This window comes from Acinetobacter sp. ANC 4910 (assembly GCF_004331035.1).
GTDB lineage: Bacteria > Pseudomonadota > Gammaproteobacteria > Pseudomonadales > Moraxellaceae > Acinetobacter.
In genome coordinates, this window is record NZ_SJNT01000009.1 from 90,948 (window position 1) to 112,416 (window position 21,469).

Consider the following 21,469-nt stretch of genomic DNA (forward strand, 5'->3'; position numbering starts at 1 on the left):
GATTACTTTGTACGGATTTCCCTCCTTTGCATATAAGACTATCTAATTACGTTCCTGTAATTGCACAGCTTGTACACAAAAGTCTGCAACCTGTTTCACAAAGTAATCTTTGTAGTTTTGATCAAACATCACATTACGAGATGGATTTAAAGGTTCAATCACGACAAAAGTCATACTTCCGACAATGCATAACGCCACCGTATTTAAATCTTCAAAACCAAACTCACCATTGACTTTCCCTTCGGCAAGAATCTCGTTAATGCTTTGCTTAATCAATTGTTTACTGCGAAAACGCTCATGTTCAATAATTGGATCTACAGGTTCAAACATAAGTGAATACGACAGTTGAGGACTATTCAGTGCCCGCTTAACAAAGGTCGTGACTGCCTTATGTAATTTTTGTTGTGCTGTAAGTTCTTCACTGCTCGCAATCGTATTCAAAATATGAACCTCATGCTGAATCGCTTCAGACAACACTTCAATTAAGACTTCACTTTTATTATCAAAATAGCGGTAAACCAAGCCACTAGAAACGCCTGCACGTTCCGCAATCGCTTGAATTTGGGCATCTTTAAATCCCCCTTGAGCAATAAGTTCTCGCGCAGATTGCAAAATCGACTGTCGATTTTGTTCCATTCGCTCTTGCATCAATGTCGATCTTTTATAGCTCATAATCTTATTCTCATCCAGATAAAATGAATTGTAAATCATTTTGTGAATTTTAGTTCACTTTTTTAAAAAATAGATGTATTGTAAAACTACAAGCACAACAACAATGCTTATTGGACAACAAATATAACCTCAGGATGAACAGCATGAACGCACACGTTCCATTACAACTTAATCTACAAACCTTAAGTTTCGGTTTAGATGAAACATTAATCGCACTGCGTGATTCGGTTGCTGCATTTTGTGCAAAAGAAATTGCACCAATTGCTCAACAAGTGGATCGTGACAATGTATTCCCTGCACACCTTTGGAAGAAAATGGGTGACATGGGCTTACATGGTTTAACAGTAAGCGAAGAGTATGGTGGTTCCAACCTCGGTTATTTAGCGCATATTATTGTTATGCAAGAAATCTCACGCGCATCTGCCGCTATAGGATTGTCTTACGGAGCACATTCTAACCTATGTGTGAACCAAATTAAGCGAAATGGTAACGAAGAACAAAAACAACGTTATTTGCCTAAACTTATTTCTGGTGAATTTGTCGGTGCATTGGCAATGTCTGAACCGAATGCAGGTTCTGATGTGGTCAGCATGAAATTAAAAGCAGAAGAACAAGGCGATCATTACCTATTAAATGGCTCAAAGATGTGGATTACCAATGGCGGTGATGCCGATGTCTTGGTGGTTTATGCCAAAACCGATTTACAAGCAGGTGCTAAAGGCATGACGGCATTCTTGGTTGAAAAAGACATGCCTGGTTTTAGCTATGGTAACCATTTAGATAAATTAGGGATGCGTGGTTCAAATACTTATCCACTATTTTTTGACAATGTAAAAGTACCCAAAGAAAACGTGTTAGGTGGTGTGGGGAATGGCGTAAAAGTCCTGATGAGTGGTCTGGACTATGAACGTGCGGTACTGAGTGCTGGTCCGCTTGGCATTATGGATGCTTGCATGGATACCGTGATTCCTTATATTCATGATCGTAAACAGTTTGGGCAGGCGCTTGGTGAATTCCAGCTCATGCAAGGCAAAATTGCTGATATGTATTCAACTTGGTTAGCTTGTAAAGCGCTTGTGTATGCAGTGGGTGCTGAATGCGACAAAGCTGAACATAGCCGTAGCTTAAGAAAAGATGCTGCCAGTGCCATTCTTTATGCTGCTGAAAAAGCCACGTGGATGGCAGGTGAAACCATTCAAGCATTGGGTGGCAATGGCTATATCAACGAATTTGCAGCAGGTCGTTTGTGGCGTGATGCAAAACTTTATGAAATTGGTGCAGGAACTTCTGAAATCCGCCGCATGTTAATCGGTCGTGAATTATTTAACGAAACGGCTTAATGCTTCTGGCTCACTTTATACAAGGAAGTTTATATGAATCAATTACAAACCCAAATGCAAAGCGGTCATGAAGAGTTGAATCTGGTGAAAATGCCAAAACAGAGCAATCAAAACATCACTTTTGCAAACCAAGGCTCAGATTTAAACCAACTGCAAAGTAAAATGAACAGCCGCAGTGAAGAATTTAAAAACAATCAGGCAACGATGTTGAATCTTGTGCAAGATTTAAAACAGATCAGCCAGAAAATTGCCTTAGGTGGTGGTGAAAGCGCGCGCCAAAAACATATTGCTCGTGGCAAATTGTTGGCGCGTGATCGAATTGATCAACTGATTGATGCAGGAACCGCTTTCCTTGAAATTGGACAATTGGCGGCACATAACGTCTATCCTGATGATGTTCCTGCTGCAGGTGTAGTGGCTGGGATTGGTCAAGTGAATGGTGTCACCTGCATGATCGTTGCCAATGATGCAACGGTAAAAGGCGGAACTTATTATCCACTGACGGTGAAAAAGCATTTACGTGCACAAGAAATTGCAGAACAAAACCGCTTGCCTTGCATTTATTTGGTGGATTCAGGCGGTGCATATTTACCTATGCAAGATGAAGTGTTTCCAGATCGTGATCACTTTGGGCGTATTTTCTATAACCAAGCCCGTATGTCGAGCTTAGGTATCGCTCAAATTGCCGTCGTGATGGGCAGTTGTACCGCAGGTGGTGCTTACGTCCCTGCCATGTCGGATGAAACCATTATTGTGCGTAACCAAGGTACGATTTTCTTGGGTGGTCCACCCTTAGTGAAAGCGGCAACAGGTGAAGTGGTCAGCAGCGAAGACCTTGGTGGAGGTGATGTACACACCCGCCTTTCTGGTGTCGCTGACCATTTGGCAGAGAATGATGAACATGCCCTTCAGATTGCGCGAAATATTGTAGCGAATTTAAATATTCAGCCGAATAAAACAGCAGAAGCAATTGAAGAACCACTTTTCCCTGCCGAAGAACTCTACGGCATTGTGCCAAGTGATACCCGTAAACCTTTTGATGTGCGTGAAATTATTGCCCGTATTGTCGATGGTTCGCGTTTAGACGAATTTAAAGCACGCTTTGGAACAACCTTAATTACGGGCTTTGCCAAAATTTATGGTATGCCTGTCGGAATTATTGCCAATAACGGCATTCTATTCTCTGAGTCAGCACAAAAAGGCGCGCACTTTATCGAGCTTTGTGTACAACGCAATATTCCATTATTGTTCTTACAAAACATCACGGGTTTTATGGTCGGACGTCAGTACGAAAATGAAGGGATTGCTAAACACGGTGCCAAACTGGTCATGGCCGTCGCCACCGCCAATGTGCCTAAACTGACCTTGATTATTGGTGGATCATTTGGCGCAGGAAACTATGGCATGTGTGGTCGTGCCTACTCCCCACGTTTTTTATGGACTTGGCCAAATTCACGTATTTCGGTGATGGGGGGCGAACAAGCAGCGAGTGTACTCTCGACCATCAAACGTGACCAAATTGAACAAAAAGGTGAATCTTGGTCTGCCGATGCAGAAGATGAATTCAAACAACCCATTCGTGATCAATACGAACGTCAAGGTCATCCATATTACTCTTCTGCACGTTTGTGGGATGACGGCGTAATTGACCCTGCTCAGTCTCGTCAAGTGTTAGGTTTAAGTTTGGCTGCGGCACTGACGGCGCCAATTCAACCAACCAAGTTCGGCGTGTTCCGCATGTAAGGGGTGAAAAATGGACTATCAATTTTTACAACTCGAACAGCAACAGCAAGTAGCAACGGTTTGGATCAATCGCGCTGAACTTCATAATGCGTTCAACACGACAGTGATTGAGGAACTACATCACTGCTTTCAACAGTTGAATGAACGTAATGATATTCGCGTGGTGGTTTTGGCGGGTCGTGGTAAAAGCTTTTCTGCTGGTGCTGACTTAAACTGGATGAAACAAGCAGGACAAGCCTCTCAAGCAGACAATGAAGCAGATGCGTTAAAACTTGCGAAAATGCTGCAAAGCTTAGCAACTTTAAAGCAACCAACCATTGCGCGTGTACAAGGCATCGCCTTTGGTGGAGGTATGGGACTTGCTTCGGCTTGTGATATTTGTGTAGCCAGTACAGATGCAAAATTTGCAACGTCAGAAGTTCGTTTGGGATTGGCACCCTCAACCATTAGTCCGTATGTAATTCGTGCAATTGGCGCACGTCAGGCTTCACGTTACTTTCTTACGGCTGAACGTATTACGGCTGAGCAAGCGCTACAAATTGGTTTAGTCCATGAAGTGACCACACCTGAATTACTTGATGCCAAAATTGATGACATGATACAAGCCTTATTATTAGGTGGACCTGAAGCACAAGCTGCATCGAAGCAACTGATTCATATGGTGAATCAACAAAGTGTCGATGAAAGCCTATTGCTTAAAACCGCGCAACATATTGCCCATGTGCGTCAAGGCGAAGAAGCAAAAAATGGACTGAATGCTTTTTTAAACAAACATAGCCCAGCTTGGATTAAGGCAACGGCATAACGATAATAAGGACAGAACAATGTTTGAAAAAATTCTAATTGCAAACCGTGGTGAAATTGCCTGTCGTGTTATTCGCACTGCGAAAAAAATGGGCATTGCGACAGTTGCCGTCTATTCAGATGCCGATGCTCAATCACAACATGTCAAACAAGCAGACGAAGCCATTTATATTGGTGAATCCCCTGCTTCTCAAAGCTATTTACAGATTGATCGTATTATTCAAGCAGCTCTAACTACAGGGGCACAAGCGATTCATCCGGGTTATGGTTTTTTATCTGAAAATGACCAGTTTGCAGAAGCTTGTGAAAAAAACAACATTACCTTTATTGGTCCTCCTGTTGCTGCCATTTTAGCTATGGGTCTAAAAGCGACCTCTAAAGCTTTAATGGAAAAAGCTGGTGTGCCCTTAACTCCGGGTTATCATGGCACCAATCAAGATGCAGCTTTCCTAAAACAGCAAGCAGATCAAATTGGCTATCCAGTGTTAATTAAAGCCAGTGCTGGCGGTGGTGGTAAAGGGATGCGTTTGGTTGAACGCGAAGCTGATTTTTTAAGTTCACTTGCATCTTGTAAAAGTGAAGCAAAATCGAGTTTCGCCAATGATGACGTGTTAATTGAACGCTATGTGATACAACCGCGCCATATTGAAGTACAAGTTTTTGGTGATACCCACGGTAATTATGTGCACCTATTCGAACGTGATTGTTCAGTACAACGTCGCCATCAGAAAGTACTGGAAGAAGCACCTGCGCCACTGATGCCACAACATAAACTGGAGGCGATGCGCCAAGCTGCAATTGATGCTGCACGTGCAGTAGATTATGTTGGTGCGGGTACAGTGGAATTCATTGTGGAACAAGATGGTACGGCGTATTTCATGGAAATGAATACTCGCCTACAAGTAGAACATCCTGTAACTGAAATGATCACAGGACAAGACTTGGTCGAGTGGCAATTACGCGTGGCTTATGGTGAACCCTTACCAAAGCAACAACATGAATTACACATTCATGGTCATGCGATTGAAGCGCGGGTTTATGCAGAAGAACCTGAAAAAGGCTTCCTTCCTGCGATTGGTCAAATTAGTTATTTACATTATCCAAATCAAAATCAGCATGTACGTGTGGATAGCGGAATTGTTGAAGGCGATGAAATTACCACGTTCTACGACCCAATGATTGCCAAGCTAATTGTTTGGGGCGAAAACCGTGAAGCAGCATTGGTTCAAATGCACCATGCCTTAAGTCAGTTTCATGTCGAAGGTTTAGGCAATAACATTGCCTTCTTAGACCGTATTATCCGTTGTGATTCATTTAAAAATGCCAAACTGGATACCAACCTAATCCAACGTGAAGATGCTTTCTTAATGAATGCAGAAACAGCTTCAGATGAAACCATTGTTTCTGCCGCATTTATTGAATTATTAAAACGCTTTCATCAGCAGCAAAATGCGAATTCTGTGTGGTCATCAGCACCGTTTTGGCGTGTCAATGTCACTACACAATACAGCGTTAAATTGCAGCTCAATCAACACAGCATAGAAGTTCGTTTTACAGCGATTAAGAATGGCTTTGTTGCACACTATCAAGGTCAGGAATACCCAATTCAAGGGCAACTGCTTGATGCTCATTCAGGTCAGCTCAATCTGAATGGCAAACAATCGAAATTAGCCTTTAGTGTAGATGCAGACCACTTAACCATTTTCAAAGATGGTCAAACGCACAAGTTTGCCTATATGCGTCCAAACTATGGTCATGATGATACTCAACAAAATGAGGGCAATCTGAAAGCGCCAATGCCGGGCGTGATTACTCAAGTCTTGGTAGAAGCTAATTCACAAGTGAAAAAAGATGACATCTTACTCACTTTAGAAGCCATGAAGATTGAATACGCCATTCGTGCTCCACGCGATGGTGTGATTACTTCGGCCTACTTCCAACCCGGTGATCAAGTCAAAGCAGGTGATGAACTGGTTGAATTTCAAGCTTTAGCAGAGGAAGTGGCATGACTGAATTTGTAAAAATTGTCGAAGTCGGTCCACGTGACGGTTTGCAGAATGAGAAAACCTCACTCACCCTTCAAGATCGGAAACACCTGATTCTGGATTTAATGCAAACTGGACTTACAGCCATTGAAGTCGGTTCTTGTGTGTCTCCGAAGTGGGTGCCACAAATGGCATTGAGTGATGAACTCTATGCTCAATTGCCCAAGGACCCGAATGTTCAATTCAGTTTGCTCACGCCAAATATGAAGGGTTTTGAATCTGCTTTGGCTGTCGGTTGTAAAGAGGTTGCGGTGTTTACCGCAGCTTCTGAAAGCTTCACGCAAAAAAACATTAATTGTTCCATTGATGAAAGCTTTGAAAAATTTGCCGACATCCTAAAAGCAGCCAAAGAACATGACATAAAAGTTCGTGGTTATGTGTCTTGCGTGGTTGATTGCCCTTATGAAGGTGCGATTGATCCGAAACAAGTCAGCAAAGTTGTCACCCGTTTATTTGATATGGGCTGTTATGAAGTCTCTATGGGTGAAACCATCGGTACAGCAACCCCCAACCGTGTCAAAAACATGTGGGAAGCTTGTTTAAGCGAATTAGATGCTCAATTCATGGCAGGACATTTTCACAACACCTACGGCATGGCCATTGCCAATATTTACCAATCCTTAGAACAAGGCATTCGTGTTTTTGATTCTTCAATTGCGGGTTTAGGTGGTTGTCCTTATGCCAAAGGCGCTTCGGGTAACGTCAGTACCGAAGATTTGTTGTATTTACTCAATGGTATGGGCTTTGAAACTGGCATTGATGTTGAAGCATTGATGCAAGCCAGTCAAAACATTAGTCAACGTTTAGACCGTCAAAATCCATCAAATTATGCTAATGCCTATTTACAAACGCGTTGTGCTTAACAAATATAACCTATAAATCAGCCACTTATACAGCGGCTGATTTACGTTTCATTTAGATCAAACCAACTTAATCAGCAGAAATATCTTCAAACAGAACTGAAGATAGATAGCGTTCACCGCTGTCAGGTAAAATCACCACAATGTTTTTGCCAGCATTTTCAGGACGCGCTGCCAATTGTGCTGCTGCTGCCATCGCTGCACCACTTGAAATACCCACTAAAATCCCTTCTTGAGTCGCAATTTTACGCGCCCAATCAATTGCATCTTGACTGGTAATTGCCACAACCTCATCCACCAAATCAAGGTCTAAGTTCTTCGGAATAAAGTTTGCCCCAATGCCTTGAATCTTATGCGGTGCAGGAGTAATCGCTTCACCACGTTTGGTTTGTCCAATAATTGCAGATTCAGCAGGTTCTACCGCAACTGAATACAATGCTTGGTTTTTTACTTTTTTAAAGAATCGTGAAATTCCTGAAATTGTGCCACCTGTACCGACACCTGCAACTAAAATATCGACCTGACCATTGGTTGCTGTCCAAATTTCAGGACCCGTTGTATCTTCATGAATTTGTGGGTTTGCAGGATTTTCAAATTGTTGCGGGAGGAAATAAAGCTCTGGCTGCTCAGCCGCTAAACGTACAGCTTCATCTATAGCACCTTTCATACCTTTAGCTGGCTCGGTCAATACTAAGTTTGCACCCAATGCTTTTAACACTTTACGGCGTTCAATACTCATGCTCGCTGGCATGGTTAAAGTAATGTCATAACCTTTTGCCGCAGCAACAAATGCTAAAGCAATACCCGTATTACCACTGGTCGGTTCTACAATATGCATGCCCGCTTTTAATACGCCACGTTTTTCTGCATCTGCAATCAGTGCCACACCAATACGGCATTTCACTGAAAAAGCAGGGTTTCGGCTTTCAACTTTGGCAAACACATTCGCGCCACCAGAAATAACGCGATTAATGCGTACTAATGGTGTATTACCAATCGCTTCTGCATTGTTACTATAAACTGCAATCCCTAAATTATTGGGTGTTGGAAAGGCTGAATCAGTCGTCATGTTATATCCCTAAGTTTATTCACTATTTATAACTAAATCATCATACAACCAATTTTTAGCAAATACAGAATACAGTTGAAAATTTCTGTTGATTTCTCTTTTAATGCATCTATTTCACGATGAAGATTTTGGCATGTCCTTATGCCATTTCAACTTTAGGCTTCTAATGTCGTTTGGTTCCATTGTTCGAGTACAGACACAGCCGCGGTAAAATCCATCTGCTCGGCTTGCGCTGTTGGAGTTTCTTTAAACAACGCTTGAATACTTTCAAAAATTGGCACGTTTGAATTTTGCTGTTGTGCTAAATCTAAGCCTATGCCAATATCTTTTTGCAATAAATTCAAGGCAAAGGTTTTAGGAAAACTACGGTTCAACACCTTCTGCGCCATGATCGAATCAGACACCGTACTTTTACCACTGGAATGATTAATACAGTTTAAGGCAGCCCTAACATCAACTTGCTGTTGTTTAAGAATAGTTAATCCCTCCGCCAAAGCCCACAAATGGGTGGCCATCAACACATTATTCACTGCTTTCACCGCAAAACCTGAACCACTATCTCCAACATATTCAACCAAGCCTGAAAATGCAGAAATGATCGGTAACGCGCGTTGGTAGGCTTGCTCATCTCCACCCAACATCACGGTTAAGGTTCCCCGTTCCGCACCAATCGTTTGGCCCGAAACAGGTGCATCTAAATAAGTAACCTGATTTTGCCCAAGCTGCTGAGATAACTTGCGTGCTGAATCTGGCACACCGCTGGTACAGTCAATCCAGATACTGCCCGCTTTAGGAGGATATTGTGCAATAAGCTGTTCAACATCCGCACTGGTCGGCAAACAGGAAATAATAAAATCGGCTTGTACGGCGTGTTCCAAACTTACGGCTTGCGTAGCAAATTGCTGTGCATGCTGTTCGGCTTTTTCGGTCGTTCTATTCCAGACATACACAGGTAAACCGAGCTTAGGAAGATGGGAAGCCATATGCCAACCCATCGCACCCAATCCAATAAAAGCAATACTTTGACTCAATTGATCTCTCCATTCAGGTTCATTAAGAACCTTGCACAACGCTGTTGTTCGCTTCACTTTCCACACTTTGAACTTTTGCTACAGTCTCTTCACCACGGTTTAAGAAGAGATTGAGTAGAATTGCTGCCAGTGTTGCAGTACCAATACCGCCCAAGTCAAATGAACCGATGTGTAAACTGAAGTTGCCTGCGCCCATAATTAAACTCACGGCTGCAATAATTAAGGTGCTGTTTTGGGTAAAATCTACTTTGTTATCGACCCAGATTTTTGCTCCAGCTACGGTAATCAACCCGAATACAACGATGGATGCTCCACCTAACAATGCAACAGGAATGGTGCTAATCACGGCGCCAAATTTTGGTGATAAACCAAGTAAAATAGCGAAGATCCCTGCGACTACAAAAATAGTGGTTGAATAGACTTTGGTGACTGCCATTACGCCAATATTTTCTGCATAGGTGGTCATGCCTGTACCGCCAACTGAAGCAGATAAAGAGGTACATATACCATCTGCGAAAAATGCACGTCCCATATACGGCGACAGGTTTTTCCCTGTCATGGCTGAAACTGCTTTGAAATGTCCCAAGTTTTCCGCCACTAAAATAATCGCCACAGGTGCAATCAATAACATGGCATTTGCGTTAAAGACGGGTGCATGGAACGTCGGTAATCCAAACCATGCAGCATTGCCAATAATTGAGAAATCAATAGGTTTACCGAAACCCATGACATTGGCAAGCAAGAAGTACACAAAATAAGCAGAACACAGCCCAATCAGTAACAACAAGCGACGCACCATACCACGTGTAAACACCGCAACCGCACTAATACAAACAATGGTAATTACCGCCATCCACGTATCAAATGTATTGGTCGATACACTTTTAATGGTAATGGGTGCAAGGTTCAAACCAATGATCATGACAATGGCACCTGTGACAATCGGCGGCATCAACTTTTCGATCCAACCTGTTCCCGTCTTCATTACCACAAGGCCAATACCTGCATACACCAAACCACAAGCTATTGTTCCCCCAAGGGCTAAAGCGATGTTCGGATTTGAACCTGCACCAGCGTAACCTGTTGCGGCCGCGACAGCTCCAATAAAGGCAAAACTTGACCCCAGATAACTTGGCATACGACCACCCGTCATCAGGAAGAATAAAATCGTGCCTATCCCCGTAATGAAGATGGTTAAGTTAGGATCGAACCCCATCAGCAACGGTGCCAGTACCGTTGCTCCAAACATGGCAAAAGCATGTTGCAAGCCTAGAACGATACTGCGTCCTACTGGAAGATATTCATCAATTTGAACAGGTGTTGTATCTAAGTCGCCTTGATAAGGCTTAAATTTCGGAAACCACGATTGTTTTTCTTGCATGGGTTTCCCCTCCTTCTTTTAAGGTGTGTTTTTAGCACATACGGTGTGGTTCACAATAAGCACGGTTAAAATACATTAGCGCATTTAAGCCCTGAGTGTGTTGAATAGCTTTGACCCGACAGAACAAAACATCATGACTCCCCACACTCATGCTTTGCACAATTTCACAGTCAAAACTAATCAAGGCGTCCTGTAAAACAGGCGCCTGCGTAGCCAACGTTTCCCACTGACCCGCAGCAAAGCGTTCAGGCATTGGCGTTTTGCCACCAAAAACATTGGAAAGAGTCATTTGATGAGAAGCCAAAGTGTTAACACATAACACTTTATTGGTCTTAAAAGTCTCAAATACAGATGCAGAACGATTAAGACACACCAACAACGTAGGTGGTGTATCTGTCACGCTACATACGGCAGAGGCAGTAAAGCCTGCGACGCCTGCTGGTCCAGAAGTCGTAATCACATTGACTGCTGCCCCCAGATTTGACATGCCTTCGCGGAAGGCTTTTTGATCGACTTCGATATGTGTAGTTTTTTGCGTATTATAGATTTTTTGTAAACATTCTTCTTTGATTAAGCTCTTAAGCAATTCAGCATTCATTTTTGTTCTCCTGTTGGGTTCTAATCTCGCGACCAATTAAACGGTAACGACATGAGCAACACTGGCAATTTCAACTAAAGCATCAGGTTTAACCAAACCGACCTGAATGCAGTAGCGTGCAGGTTTATCTCCCGGGAAATACTCGGCATAGACTTGATTAATCGCGGCATAATCCGCCCAATCTTTAACAAAAACATGGTTGAAGGTCACATCTTCCAAACTACCACCCGCTTCCTTTAATACCTTTTGAATGGTTTCTAAAATATGTCGGGTCTGTGCAGCCGCATCTCCCACATGAACCACATTGTTATTTTCATCAAAAGCCAATGTGCCTGAGACATAGACGATATTGTCTGCTTGGGTGGCTGGAACATAGGGTGCTAATGGTTTTGATGTTCCTGCTGGAATAATGACTTGTTTAGGCATGGTGATCGCTCCGTATTAGGCAGATTTGGCAAGTTGGTCAATATTGGGAACAAAAGTGTCTACAAAGCTTTCTGTATCGGACACCCAACCAAAAAAGGTTTTGATGTTGTAGAGGCTTGCAGCTTGAATTTCTGCTGAACCCGCCTGATAACACGCATCTTTTAATGCCACCCCAAAGTACTCAAGGAAAAAACCATCTCTTAAGGTCGATTCCACGCAAACATTGGTCGCAATACCCACGAAAACCAAATTACGAATTCCTCGTGCACGTAACATGCTATCTAATGCGGTATTAAAGAAACCGCTGTAACGAGGTTTTTCAATCACGATATCTTGGGCTAAAGGTTGTAACTCATCGATCAGTTCGAAATCCCAACCGCCCTTTGCCAATAATTTGCCTTGTAGTTCGGGTTGTTTACGCATGGTTTTCAACGCATTGGATTTATGAAAATTTGGTGAACCACGTCCTCCCGCTTCCACATATTGATTATCCCAGCCGTTTTTAAAGTAAATCACCTGAATATTGGCTGCATGTGCTGCTTCAACTGCTTTTTTAATATTCTGCACCACAGGTTGGGTCGCTGAAATATCAAAACCGGCTAAATCCAGATAGCCACCCATTGAAGTATAGGCATTCTGCATATCAATGACGATTAAGGCAGTTTGCTCAGGCGCAAACTGAATATTTTCAGGTTCTGCTTTTAAGGTTTTGCCTTGACCTGTGGCTTCGGTAAAATCACTGATGACTGTATGTGTATGGATTTGGCTCATGCTGATTTCTCCAAAACAGTTACAGGTGCTTGTTGTGTAAGATCCGTTACAATGTGTTGACGGCATTGCATAAGCGGTTGAATTTTTTGACCAAAATCTTCCACACCCTGAACGAAATCATCAAAGGTCAATAAAATGCCTTCTGTGCCTTTAATGTCACCAATTTCATCCAACATGGCTGCGACTTTTTCATAAGAACCGACCAAAGTGCCCATGTTGATATTGACGGGAGATACGCTCGATGCCATTTGACGAATATTGGTATCGGTTCCTGAAGTGGTGTCTTTGCCGCCTTGATTCATCAACCAGTTAATTGCTTCCATGTCTGCGCCATCGTTATAGCTTTGCCATTTTGCCAATGCTTCTTCGTCAGTTTCAGCGGCAATCACCATAAACAGCACATAAGTCTGAACATCCCGTCCTGTTTTATCCGTATGTGCTTTTAAGCGATCATTGATTTCTGCATAAGCGGTTGGTGTGTTTAAACCTTTCCCAAAGACAAAGTTGTAATCCGCATATTGTGCAGAAAATGCGAGCCCTGTATCCGATTGACCTGCACAGATAATTTTCATATCTGCTTGTGGGGTTGGGCTAACACGACAATCCTGCATTTCAAAATGTTCGCCTTTGAAATCTGACTTACCTGTAGCCCACAGTTCACGAAGAATTTGTACATATTCAGATAAATAATCATAGCGCTTACCAAAGTACTCATCACCTGGCCACATACCCATTTGCGTATATTCAGGCGCTTGCCAGCCTGTCACGACATTTAAACCAAAGCGACCATTCGAAATAGAATCAATAGTTGAAGCCATACGTGCAACAATTGCAGGTGGCATCACCAAAGTTGCTGCGGTCGCATAAATTTTAATTTTGCTGGTAACCGCAGCTAAACCCGCCATGAGTGTGAAGGTTTCTAAGTTATGATCCCAAAATTCAGTTTTGCCACCAAAGCCACGCAGTTTGATCATAGATAAGGCAAAATCGAAACCATAATGCTCAGCACGTTGTACTATTTTTTTGTTGAGTTCAAAGCTCGGCATGTACTGTGGAGCATTTTCAGAAAGTAACCAACCATTGTTCCCGATTGGGCAAAAGACACCTATTTTCATGTGTTACATCCTCATTCAATTATGAAATTTCTCAAAACCTATACCCTGTTATTTTCTGGGATATAAATTTTTATATTCTTAATTTTATGAGTGCATGGAGTGTGCCAACTTTATATTTTCTATTTATATCAATAATTTAAAATAATTATAAAATTTACGTATTTTACCAAAGGGTAAATTAACTATTTTTCACATGCACTTTTTTTGTGATTCATGATCTAAATTTGTGCATTTTTTTGACCAGATGGAAAAATAAATGAAATAAAAAGGCACTGAACCAAGCAGTGCCTTTTTGAATATTTATATCAATCTATATGATGGTGAAAATGAACCAAGCTTGTTAACTTGCTGCTAAATTTAAAGCTGATTGTTTGATCAATTTTTCTAATAGTAGTTGATTAAATAATTCAGGTTGCGTAACAGTTATTGCATGCGCCCCATGTGGCAAAATATCTAATTCAGCATGCATAAATAGTTGTTTTAAATGATGACTTTGCTGATAAGGAACTAGAAAATCATCTTCAGTCGCAATTAAATACATTGGAATTTTATTTAAACTCGAAATCGTTTCAGCCTTCAGTTCATAACTCATTAAAGCACTCAAACGCGTGAAGACATTCAGCAAAGGCGGAAATTGTTCGATCTGCTTATTTTCCTGAATTTCTAAATCTGAAATATGTGCAGAAATCCATGCAGGAGGATATAAAAATAATGCCTGTGCTCGGACATACGCTTCGACACCCGCATATTGTAATAAGGCGATTCGTGTACTAAAGCACTTGTGTGTATGTGCATCTAACTGTTGCCAGCCATTTACAACTGAGAGAGACAACATGGTTTTTTCAGATTTTTCAAGTAAAACAGCCAGTTCCGCCCCAATAAAACCCCCTAAAGCATGCCCAACAAAATGGAATTCTTGAATGTTCAACATGGATAATAAATCCATGACCTGTTTGGCCAAGTGGGTCATACTATAGTCTTCATTAAGGATGACCGCATTTTTATGGCAACCCTCTTGATCATAAATCACCACATGAAAATGTTGTTGTAGTGCTTGTATTTGCGGTGTCCAAAACTGCCCATGTCCACCTAAACCCGCCGATAAAATGATATATTCAGCGGATATTTTTTGTGATGGAAAAACCTGATAATGCATAATGATTGACCTCTAAGAAAAATGTGTTTCCTAGAGTTCAGCAAAAAATATGCCGATTCGCTTTCATCTTCATGTGCTGTTTATTGTCGTATTTCTTCAAGGATACGATCTGTTACATGCTTTATGTTCTATTTAGCAGCAAAAGCATTTGTATTCTTAGACAACATTGAACAAAATAATCCTCGAAACATGGTTCATAGGAATAACAATGTCCAATAAAGGTTATCGCCAATTTTATCGTCAACTCACACAGAAAATTCTAAATAAAGTGGTGAGTCCACAAGTATTAGGCACGACCTCTGAACTGGAACAGCAATATTCAGCTTCGTCCGACACCCCTATTTGCTATGTATTACAAGATGCCTCTCTCAGTAATACCGTACTGATTGATAATGAAGCGCAAAAGAGACAGTTACCTTCAGTCTATCAGCCCTTAAAGATTGGAACGGTTCAAGAAGAAGATTCCATTTTAGTTTTGAATGAAAAGAACCATCTTAAACAAGGATTGCATTACCCTTCTAAACTCATTCATTTAATTGAAGTTTTAGAGAAAAATCCAGAATTGGATGTCGACTTAGTTCCTGTGACTATGCTGTGGGGACGTGCTCCTGAATACGAGGATTCTTGGTATAAAGCCTTGTTTGCAGATGCATGGTCAACGCCATCGCCACTCAAACAAGCCATGAATATTTCCTTGTATGGGCGTGAAAATTATCTGGAATTTCACAAGCCACTTTCTTTAAGAAAGTTAATAACCGAGGCGAAGGAATTAAGTCCTAATTTCTCGCCTGCACATCATGTAATGAAAGAACTGAATGCTAATTTTAATAAATATAAAGAGGCAATTTTAGGACCCGACTTATCTGACCGTCGTAATGTCATTAATAACCTTTTGATTAGCGATGGCGTTAAACAAGCTATTCGCAAAGAAAGTATCGATGAAAATATCAGTATGTTTGAAGCTGAACATCGTGCACGACACTATTTAACTGAAATTGCCTCTGACTTTTCCTATTCCACGCTACGCTTTGGCTATCTTGCTTTAACCAAACTATGGACTCAACTTTACGATGGCATTGAAGTTCATAACTTTGATACCGTGCGTGAGTTGGCTCAGGACTATGAAATTGTTTATGCCCCCTGCCATCGTAGTCATATCGATTACCTCTTGTTGTCTTATGTGATTTTTAACCGTGGTTTGATGGTGCCGCACATTGCAGCAGGCATTAACCTGAATTTACCAATTGTCGGCCAATTGTTCCGTGGTGCGGGTGCTTACTTTATTCGACGAAGTTTCAATGGCAATGAACTTTATACTTCTGTATTTAAAGAGTATTTACATAGTCTACTAATGCGTAATACCCCTTTAGAATATTTTATTGAAGGTGGACGTTCACGTACAGGGTTATTGTTACCAGCCAAAAAAGGCATGTTGTCGATGACCATTCAAAGCCATTTAAGAGGAAATTCCAAACCTATTGTTTTTATTCCGACTTATTTTGGCTATGAAAAACTATTGGAAGGCACTTCATACTTAAATGAACTCAGTGGCAAGCCCAAAGAGGCCGAATCACTTTGGGGTATTTTAAGTTCAGCGCGTAAAATTGAGAAAGTTTTTGGGCAAGTGTACGTTAACTTTGGCGAGCCTGTTTTTCTGGATGATGTATTAAAACAGCAAGATGCTGAAAAAATTAAACTAAAACTCAATGATAAACTGCCTGCTTCAGTGGTTAATACAGTCGATCAAACAGCACAATCAATTTTAGAAAATATCAATAAAGCGGTGGTGATTAACCCGATTTCCATCATTTCTTTAATTCTACTGAACGCGCCAGAACATCAATTGACTGAATCAAGTTTAGTTACGGCGCTTGATCAGTATCGGAAATTACTGCAACACAACCGTTATGATGATCGAATGATTATTTCTGAACTTTCTAGTGCAGAAATCATTCAATACGCCTTAAAGTTAAAGCAAGTTGAAATCCATCATCAAAACTCAGAAACATGGGTGCGCGTTGCAGAGAGCCAAAAAATTCTATTGAGCTATTTCAGCAATAACATTCTGCATTGCTTTATTTTACCGGCTCTGGTTGCACGTATTATCCAACATTATGAAAAAATTGAGGTTTCTCAGTTAATTCAATTGGTACAGTCTTTATATCCATTTGTTCAAGAAGAATTCTTTTTGAAATGGCAACCAGAAGATGTAGAAACGCAGATCCACACTATTTTAGATCATTTTGTGGATTCGCAATGGATTGAACGCCATGCAACACAAGTCGTGCAATTGCCAGCCCATGTCGCAGGATTACAAACGCTTGCAGCATTGTCAGAGCATAGCTTAAATAACTTCGTTGTCATGCAAAGCATATTTACTCAATATGCAAATACGCAAACCTTCTCTGAAAAAGTGTTTGAGAAAATGGCAAAAGCAGCATTGCAGCAATTAAGTCAAAACAAAGTCATTACTCAAGGCTACTATTTCGACAGTGCTACTTTAAAAGGATATTTAACGACTTTGAAAAAGTTGGGACTTGCTGAGGTTACCCGCGAACATCTATTACTCGCGCCAGATTTTGTGACCCAGATGCAACATCGTTTAGCATGGTATGCACAAGATCACCAAGATGCATTTGATCATGCAAGCCTATTTAATGAAAAAGAACTTAAACATTTTTATGACAGTGTAAAAGTTAAAAAAAGTTAAGTGCCATCAATTACGGCATGTAATTTTAATCAAATTGCATGCCGTAATCAGGATTACTTATAAGAAAATCTAATAATTGTTTTCATTAAAAACCATCTAGATTGAAATTTTAGCTACATGTAATCTGCACATTGTGCGCTTATAATAGTGAGCTGATTTTAATGAGACGTACCAATGGAAAATGATTTTGAAATTACATCGATGCGAAATTCTGCTGAACATGTGGTGAGTATTTTAAAATCACTTGCTAATACGGATCGTTTACTTATTTTATGTCATTTGGCAAAACAAGAACTGAATGTTTCGCAAATTGAACAAATCACTCAAATTACTCAGCCTACGCTGTCTCAGCAACTCATGATGTTAAGAAAAAGTGATGTTGTTAGTACGCGCCGTGATGGAAAACAAATTTTTTATTCCATTAAAGATGAAAAATTAGTACAGGTACTGCAAACTTTATATGAACTGTATTGTACCAAGTCTGTATTAAGTTAAATAAAATCATTATTCTATTTCCTTTCTTGTTGTGATTTCTGTGCATAATATATTTAAAGTTGCGCTTTAGATCAGTCTATGTCTAATTCAAAGAAATCATACTCAAAATATTTTCCAGCTTCTACTTGGCTTGCAGATTACAATTTTTCCAACTTTAAATCTGATCTGCTTTCCGCCGTCATTGTAATTGCCATGCTGGTGCCACAAGGCATGGCATATGCAATGCTCGCAGGCTTACCCCCAATTACAGGCTTGTATGCCAGCATGTTGCCCATGATTGTTTATGCATTCTTTGGCAGTAGTCCGACACTTTCGATTGGCCCTGTGGCCATTATTTCGATGATGACCTTTGCCACACTAACGCCATTTTTTGAGGCAGGTTCAGAAGCATATATTCAAGCAGCCTGTTTACTGGCAATGATGGTGGGGATTATTTCTTTCTTATTGGGCATCTTCAAATTTGGTTTTCTCATTCAACTGATCAGCCACCCTGTTATCCATAGCTTTATTATTGCATCGGCTTTACTTATTGCTTTGGGACAAATCAAGTTTTTACTGGATATCCCCCTTCAATCAAACAATATCCCTGAACTAATCATCAGCTTTTATCAGAATGTAAAGCATGCACATTTAGGTACTTTGCTATTTGGCATGGCAGCCATGCTGTTTTTAATTTATATACCCAAATTGCTAAATTTAGGTCATATCCAACAACGGTTTAAATTTTCAGGATTTTTGATTAAAGCGATACCGCTGCTGCTCGTGGTTTTGTCTATTACTTTGGTTTCTGTTTTACAACTTGAAAATGTAGGGATTAAAACAGTAGGTGAAATTCCCTCTGGCTTTCCACCTTTAAAAATTCCGAACTGGGATTGGGATTTGGTATTACAACTTCTTCCTGGCGCAAGCATGATTGCCATGATTAGTTTTGTCGAATCGCTTTCAATTGCTCAAGCGACAGCATTACAGCAACGTAGTGCTTTAAATACTAATCAAGAGCTAATTGCATTAGGGCTTTCGAACTTGAGTGCAGGTATAAGTTCTGCCTTTCCAGTCACGGGAAGTTTGTCACGTACCGTCGTAAATGCCGATGCTGGTGCCAAAACGCCGATGGCTGGTATTTTATCTTCCTGTTTTATTGTCGTTGTCAGCTTATTTTTTACAGGATTTTTTAAAAACCTCCCTTTAGCTATTCTCGCTGCAACAATTATAGTTTCAATTTGGAAACTGGTTGATTTAAAAACATTTTTTGAAACATGGCATTATTCTAAAGCAGATGGTATTGCCATGTGGATTACATTTTTTGGGGTGATTTGCGTCGATATTTCTACAGGTTTAATTTTAGGGGTTATTTCAACCTTTCTGTTAATGCTCTGGCGTATTAGTCGTCCGCATATGGCTGTGATTGGACTGGTCGAAGGGACTCAGCATTTTCGGAATCAACAACGCTATCCAGTCAAAACCGTCGACTCTATTCTTTCCTTGCGGATCGATGAAGGTTTGAACTTTTTAAATGCCAGTAGTTTCAAAAGCTTTTTTATTAATGCCGTCAGTGAACAGAAACATGTGCAATTTGTAGTCGTTAACTGCTCTGGGGTCAGTAGTATTGATTATAGTGCCTTGGAAGTATTAGAAGAATTAGATGCTGAACTGCATAAACTCAATATTCAACTGCACCTTTCCGAAGTCAAGGGACCTGTAATGGATAAACTCATTCATTCCCGACTTTATGAGAAGTTAGATGGACGCATTCATTTAACCCATTACCAAGCCATTCAGGCTTTAAATCCAGAATTTTTAAGTTTAACTTGAAAAGCTAAGTAAATAATTTCAAAGCTGTTATTTCAGATTTGCTGCCTTCATAAAGGCATTTTTTGCAATAAAATTCGGTTTTTCCTTGTTTTAAATCAAAAAATATCAACTTTAAAAAGAATAAGTTAGTTTTTATATCAAAATATATTTTATCCATTTTAAATTTTAGGTATAGAATTGCACACTTAATTTTATCCTCTGCCCTCGTAGTACTGACAAGGTCAACCTATGTTCTCAGCTTTTGCGCGTTTAAGTTTAGTTACGCGAATCATCATCGCCATTATTTTAGGGATGGCAGTTGCCTTCTTGTTCCCCAATGCTGCTCCTTATTTGAGCCTTTTAGGTGACCTATTTATTAAGGCCCTAAAATCTGTTGCGCCTATTTTAGTTTTTGTATTGGTTATGGCATCCATCTCCAATTTTAAAGTTGGACATAGTGCAAACCTTCGCCCAATTATGATCTTATACGCAGTGGGCATGTTGCTAGCTGCGTTCAGTGCTGTGGCTGCAAGCTTAGCTTTCCCAAGTACTTTATTTTTGGACGTTCCTGCACAAGGGGAATTGCAACCACCAGGAAATTTGGCAGAGATTTTAAAGAATTTACTTTTAAGTTTTATTGCAAACCCTGTTACAGCAATTAGCGAAGCCAACTTTATTGGTATTTTAGCTTGGGCGATTGCTCTTGGTTTAGCCTTCCGTCACGCACATGACAGCACCAAAGTATTTATTGCAGATGCGGCAAATGCTGTAAATCATGTCATCCGTATTGTGATTAACTTTGCACCAGTCGGTATTTTTGGTTTAGTCGCTGTAACTTTTGCAGATTCTGGTTTAAAAACATTATCGGCATACGCTCAGCTTTTAGCAGTCTTGATTGGAACAATGTTCTTTGTTGCGTTGGTGATTAACCCAATTTTGGTTGCTTTAACAACTCGTCAAAATCCTTACCCACTTGTATTCCAATGCTTACGTGAAAGTGGTATTACCGCATTCTTTACACGTAGTTCTGCTGCCAATATTCCTGTCAACCTTGATTTGGCAAAACGCTTAGAGGTAAATGAAGCAACAGCTAGTGTTGCCATTCCTTTAGGGGCTACTGTGAATATGGCTGGTGCATCGGTGACCATTACTGTATTAACTTTAGCAGCAGTACATACTTTGGGTATTTCAGTTGATTTTACAACCATGATAATTTTATCTGTTGTGGCTTCAATTTCGGCTTGTGGTGCATCGGGTGTTGCGGGTGGTTCATTATTGTTAATTCCAGTTGCATGTGGTTTATTTGGTATTTCTTCTGATATCGCAATGCAAGTGGTCGCTATTGGTATGGTCATTAGCGTTCTACAAGACTCAACTGAAACTGCATTAAACTCATCTACAGATGTTTTATTTACTGTAGCTGTTGATCGTGCGTCACGTTAATATTATTTTATAAATAATA

At 40.6% G+C, this 21,469-nt stretch carries 18 protein-coding genes; 9 read left to right on the forward strand and 9 right to left on the reverse strand.

Annotated elements, in window-relative coordinates:
* Positions 1-42: 42 nt before the first annotated feature.
* Positions 43-672, reverse strand: coding sequence for a TetR/AcrR family transcriptional regulator (locus tag E0H82_RS11385; RefSeq protein ID WP_131264881.1), 630 nt, complete (start codon positions 670-672; stop codon positions 43-45).
* A 143-nt stretch (positions 673-815) separates the two neighbouring features.
* On the opposite strand from E0H82_RS11385, the gene E0H82_RS11390 reads away from it, so the two are divergent.
* The 5 genes from E0H82_RS11390 to E0H82_RS11410 all read left to right on the forward strand — a co-directional run bounded on the left by E0H82_RS11390 (position 816) and on the right by E0H82_RS11410 (position 7,467).
* Positions 816-2,012: an isovaleryl-CoA dehydrogenase gene (locus E0H82_RS11390; RefSeq protein WP_131264883.1), complete on the forward strand. Its 1,197-nt coding sequence runs from the start codon at positions 816-818 to the stop codon at positions 2,010-2,012.
* 90 nt (positions 2,013-2,102) lie between these two features.
* Positions 2,103-3,755 carry a carboxyl transferase domain-containing protein gene (locus tag E0H82_RS11395; protein WP_131264968.1) on the forward strand — a complete coding sequence of 551 codons (1,653 nt, stop codon included), beginning with the start codon at positions 2,103-2,105 and terminating at the stop codon, positions 3,753-3,755.
* 10 nt (positions 3,756-3,765) lie between these two features.
* A complete protein-coding gene (locus tag E0H82_RS11400) occupies positions 3,766-4,560 on the forward strand; it encodes an enoyl-CoA hydratase/isomerase family protein (protein ID WP_131264885.1) in 795 nt (264 codons plus the stop codon).
* A 19-nt stretch (positions 4,561-4,579) separates the two neighbouring features.
* Positions 4,580-6,568, forward strand: coding sequence for an acetyl/propionyl/methylcrotonyl-CoA carboxylase subunit alpha (locus tag E0H82_RS11405; RefSeq protein WP_131264887.1), 1,989 nt, complete (start codon positions 4,580-4,582; stop codon positions 6,566-6,568).
* A complete protein-coding gene (locus tag E0H82_RS11410; RefSeq protein WP_131264889.1) occupies positions 6,565-7,467 on the forward strand; it encodes a hydroxymethylglutaryl-CoA lyase in 903 nt (300 codons plus the stop codon). The genes E0H82_RS11405 and E0H82_RS11410 overlap by 4 nt, the downstream gene beginning before the upstream one ends.
* A 67-nt stretch (positions 7,468-7,534) precedes the next feature.
* Here the strand turns inward: E0H82_RS11410 and cysK are convergent, their stop codons facing one another.
* The 8 genes from cysK to rutD form a co-directional block, all read right to left on the reverse strand.
* Positions 7,535-8,533: a cysteine synthase A gene (cysK, locus tag E0H82_RS11415; RefSeq protein WP_131264891.1), complete on the reverse strand. Its 999-nt coding sequence runs from the start codon at positions 8,531-8,533 to the stop codon at positions 7,535-7,537.
* Between the two features lie 155 nt (positions 8,534-8,688).
* On the reverse strand, positions 8,689-9,564 hold the full coding sequence (locus tag E0H82_RS11420) for an NAD(P)-dependent oxidoreductase (RefSeq protein WP_131264893.1): 876 nt from the start codon (positions 9,562-9,564) through the stop codon (positions 8,689-8,691).
* A gap of 22 nt (positions 9,565-9,586) precedes the next feature.
* On the reverse strand, positions 9,587-10,945 hold the full coding sequence (rutG, locus tag E0H82_RS11425; RefSeq protein WP_131264895.1) for a pyrimidine utilization transport protein G: 1,359 nt from the start codon (positions 10,943-10,945) through the stop codon (positions 9,587-9,589).
* A gap of 31 nt (positions 10,946-10,976) precedes the next feature.
* Positions 10,977-11,543: an NADH-dependent FMN reductase RutF gene (gene rutF / locus E0H82_RS11430; RefSeq protein WP_131264897.1), complete on the reverse strand. Its 567-nt coding sequence runs from the start codon at positions 11,541-11,543 to the stop codon at positions 10,977-10,979.
* A gap of 36 nt (positions 11,544-11,579) precedes the next feature.
* On the reverse strand, positions 11,580-11,969 hold the full coding sequence (gene rutC, locus E0H82_RS11435; RefSeq protein WP_131264899.1) for a pyrimidine utilization protein C: 390 nt from the start codon (positions 11,967-11,969) through the stop codon (positions 11,580-11,582).
* A 15-nt stretch (positions 11,970-11,984) separates the two neighbouring features.
* Positions 11,985-12,740: a pyrimidine utilization protein B gene (gene rutB / locus E0H82_RS11440; protein WP_131264901.1), complete on the reverse strand. Its 756-nt coding sequence runs from the start codon at positions 12,738-12,740 to the stop codon at positions 11,985-11,987.
* Complete coding sequence (gene rutA / locus E0H82_RS11445) at positions 12,737-13,855, reverse strand: pyrimidine utilization protein A (protein ID WP_131264903.1); 1,119 nt, start codon at positions 13,853-13,855, stop codon at positions 12,737-12,739. The genes rutB and rutA overlap by 4 nt, the downstream gene beginning before the upstream one ends.
* Positions 13,856-14,195: 340 nt before the next feature.
* Complete coding sequence (gene rutD / locus E0H82_RS11450) at positions 14,196-15,011, reverse strand: pyrimidine utilization protein D (RefSeq protein ID WP_131264905.1); 816 nt, start codon at positions 15,009-15,011, stop codon at positions 14,196-14,198.
* 208 nt (positions 15,012-15,219) lie between these two features.
* Between rutD and plsB the strand changes: the two genes are divergently transcribed.
* The 4 genes from plsB to sstT all read left to right on the forward strand — a co-directional run bounded on the left by plsB (position 15,220) and on the right by sstT (position 21,450).
* Complete coding sequence (plsB, locus tag E0H82_RS11455) at positions 15,220-17,721, forward strand: glycerol-3-phosphate 1-O-acyltransferase PlsB (protein WP_131264907.1); 2,502 nt, start codon at positions 15,220-15,222, stop codon at positions 17,719-17,721.
* A 174-nt stretch (positions 17,722-17,895) separates the two neighbouring features.
* The gene (locus tag E0H82_RS11460; RefSeq protein WP_016168045.1) at positions 17,896-18,216 is read left to right on the forward strand and encodes an ArsR/SmtB family transcription factor; all 321 of its coding nucleotides are present in this window, start codon (positions 17,896-17,898) and stop codon (positions 18,214-18,216) included.
* 78 nt (positions 18,217-18,294) lie between these two features.
* Positions 18,295-20,028 carry a SulP family inorganic anion transporter gene (locus tag E0H82_RS11465; RefSeq protein ID WP_131264909.1) on the forward strand — a complete coding sequence of 578 codons (1,734 nt, stop codon included), beginning with the start codon at positions 18,295-18,297 and terminating at the stop codon, positions 20,026-20,028.
* 228 nt (positions 20,029-20,256) lie between these two features.
* Positions 20,257-21,450 (forward strand): serine/threonine transporter SstT, encoded by a 1,194-nt coding sequence (sstT, locus tag E0H82_RS11470; protein WP_131264911.1) that lies wholly within the window; start codon positions 20,257-20,259, stop codon positions 21,448-21,450.
* Positions 21,451-21,469: the final 19 nt, after the last annotated feature.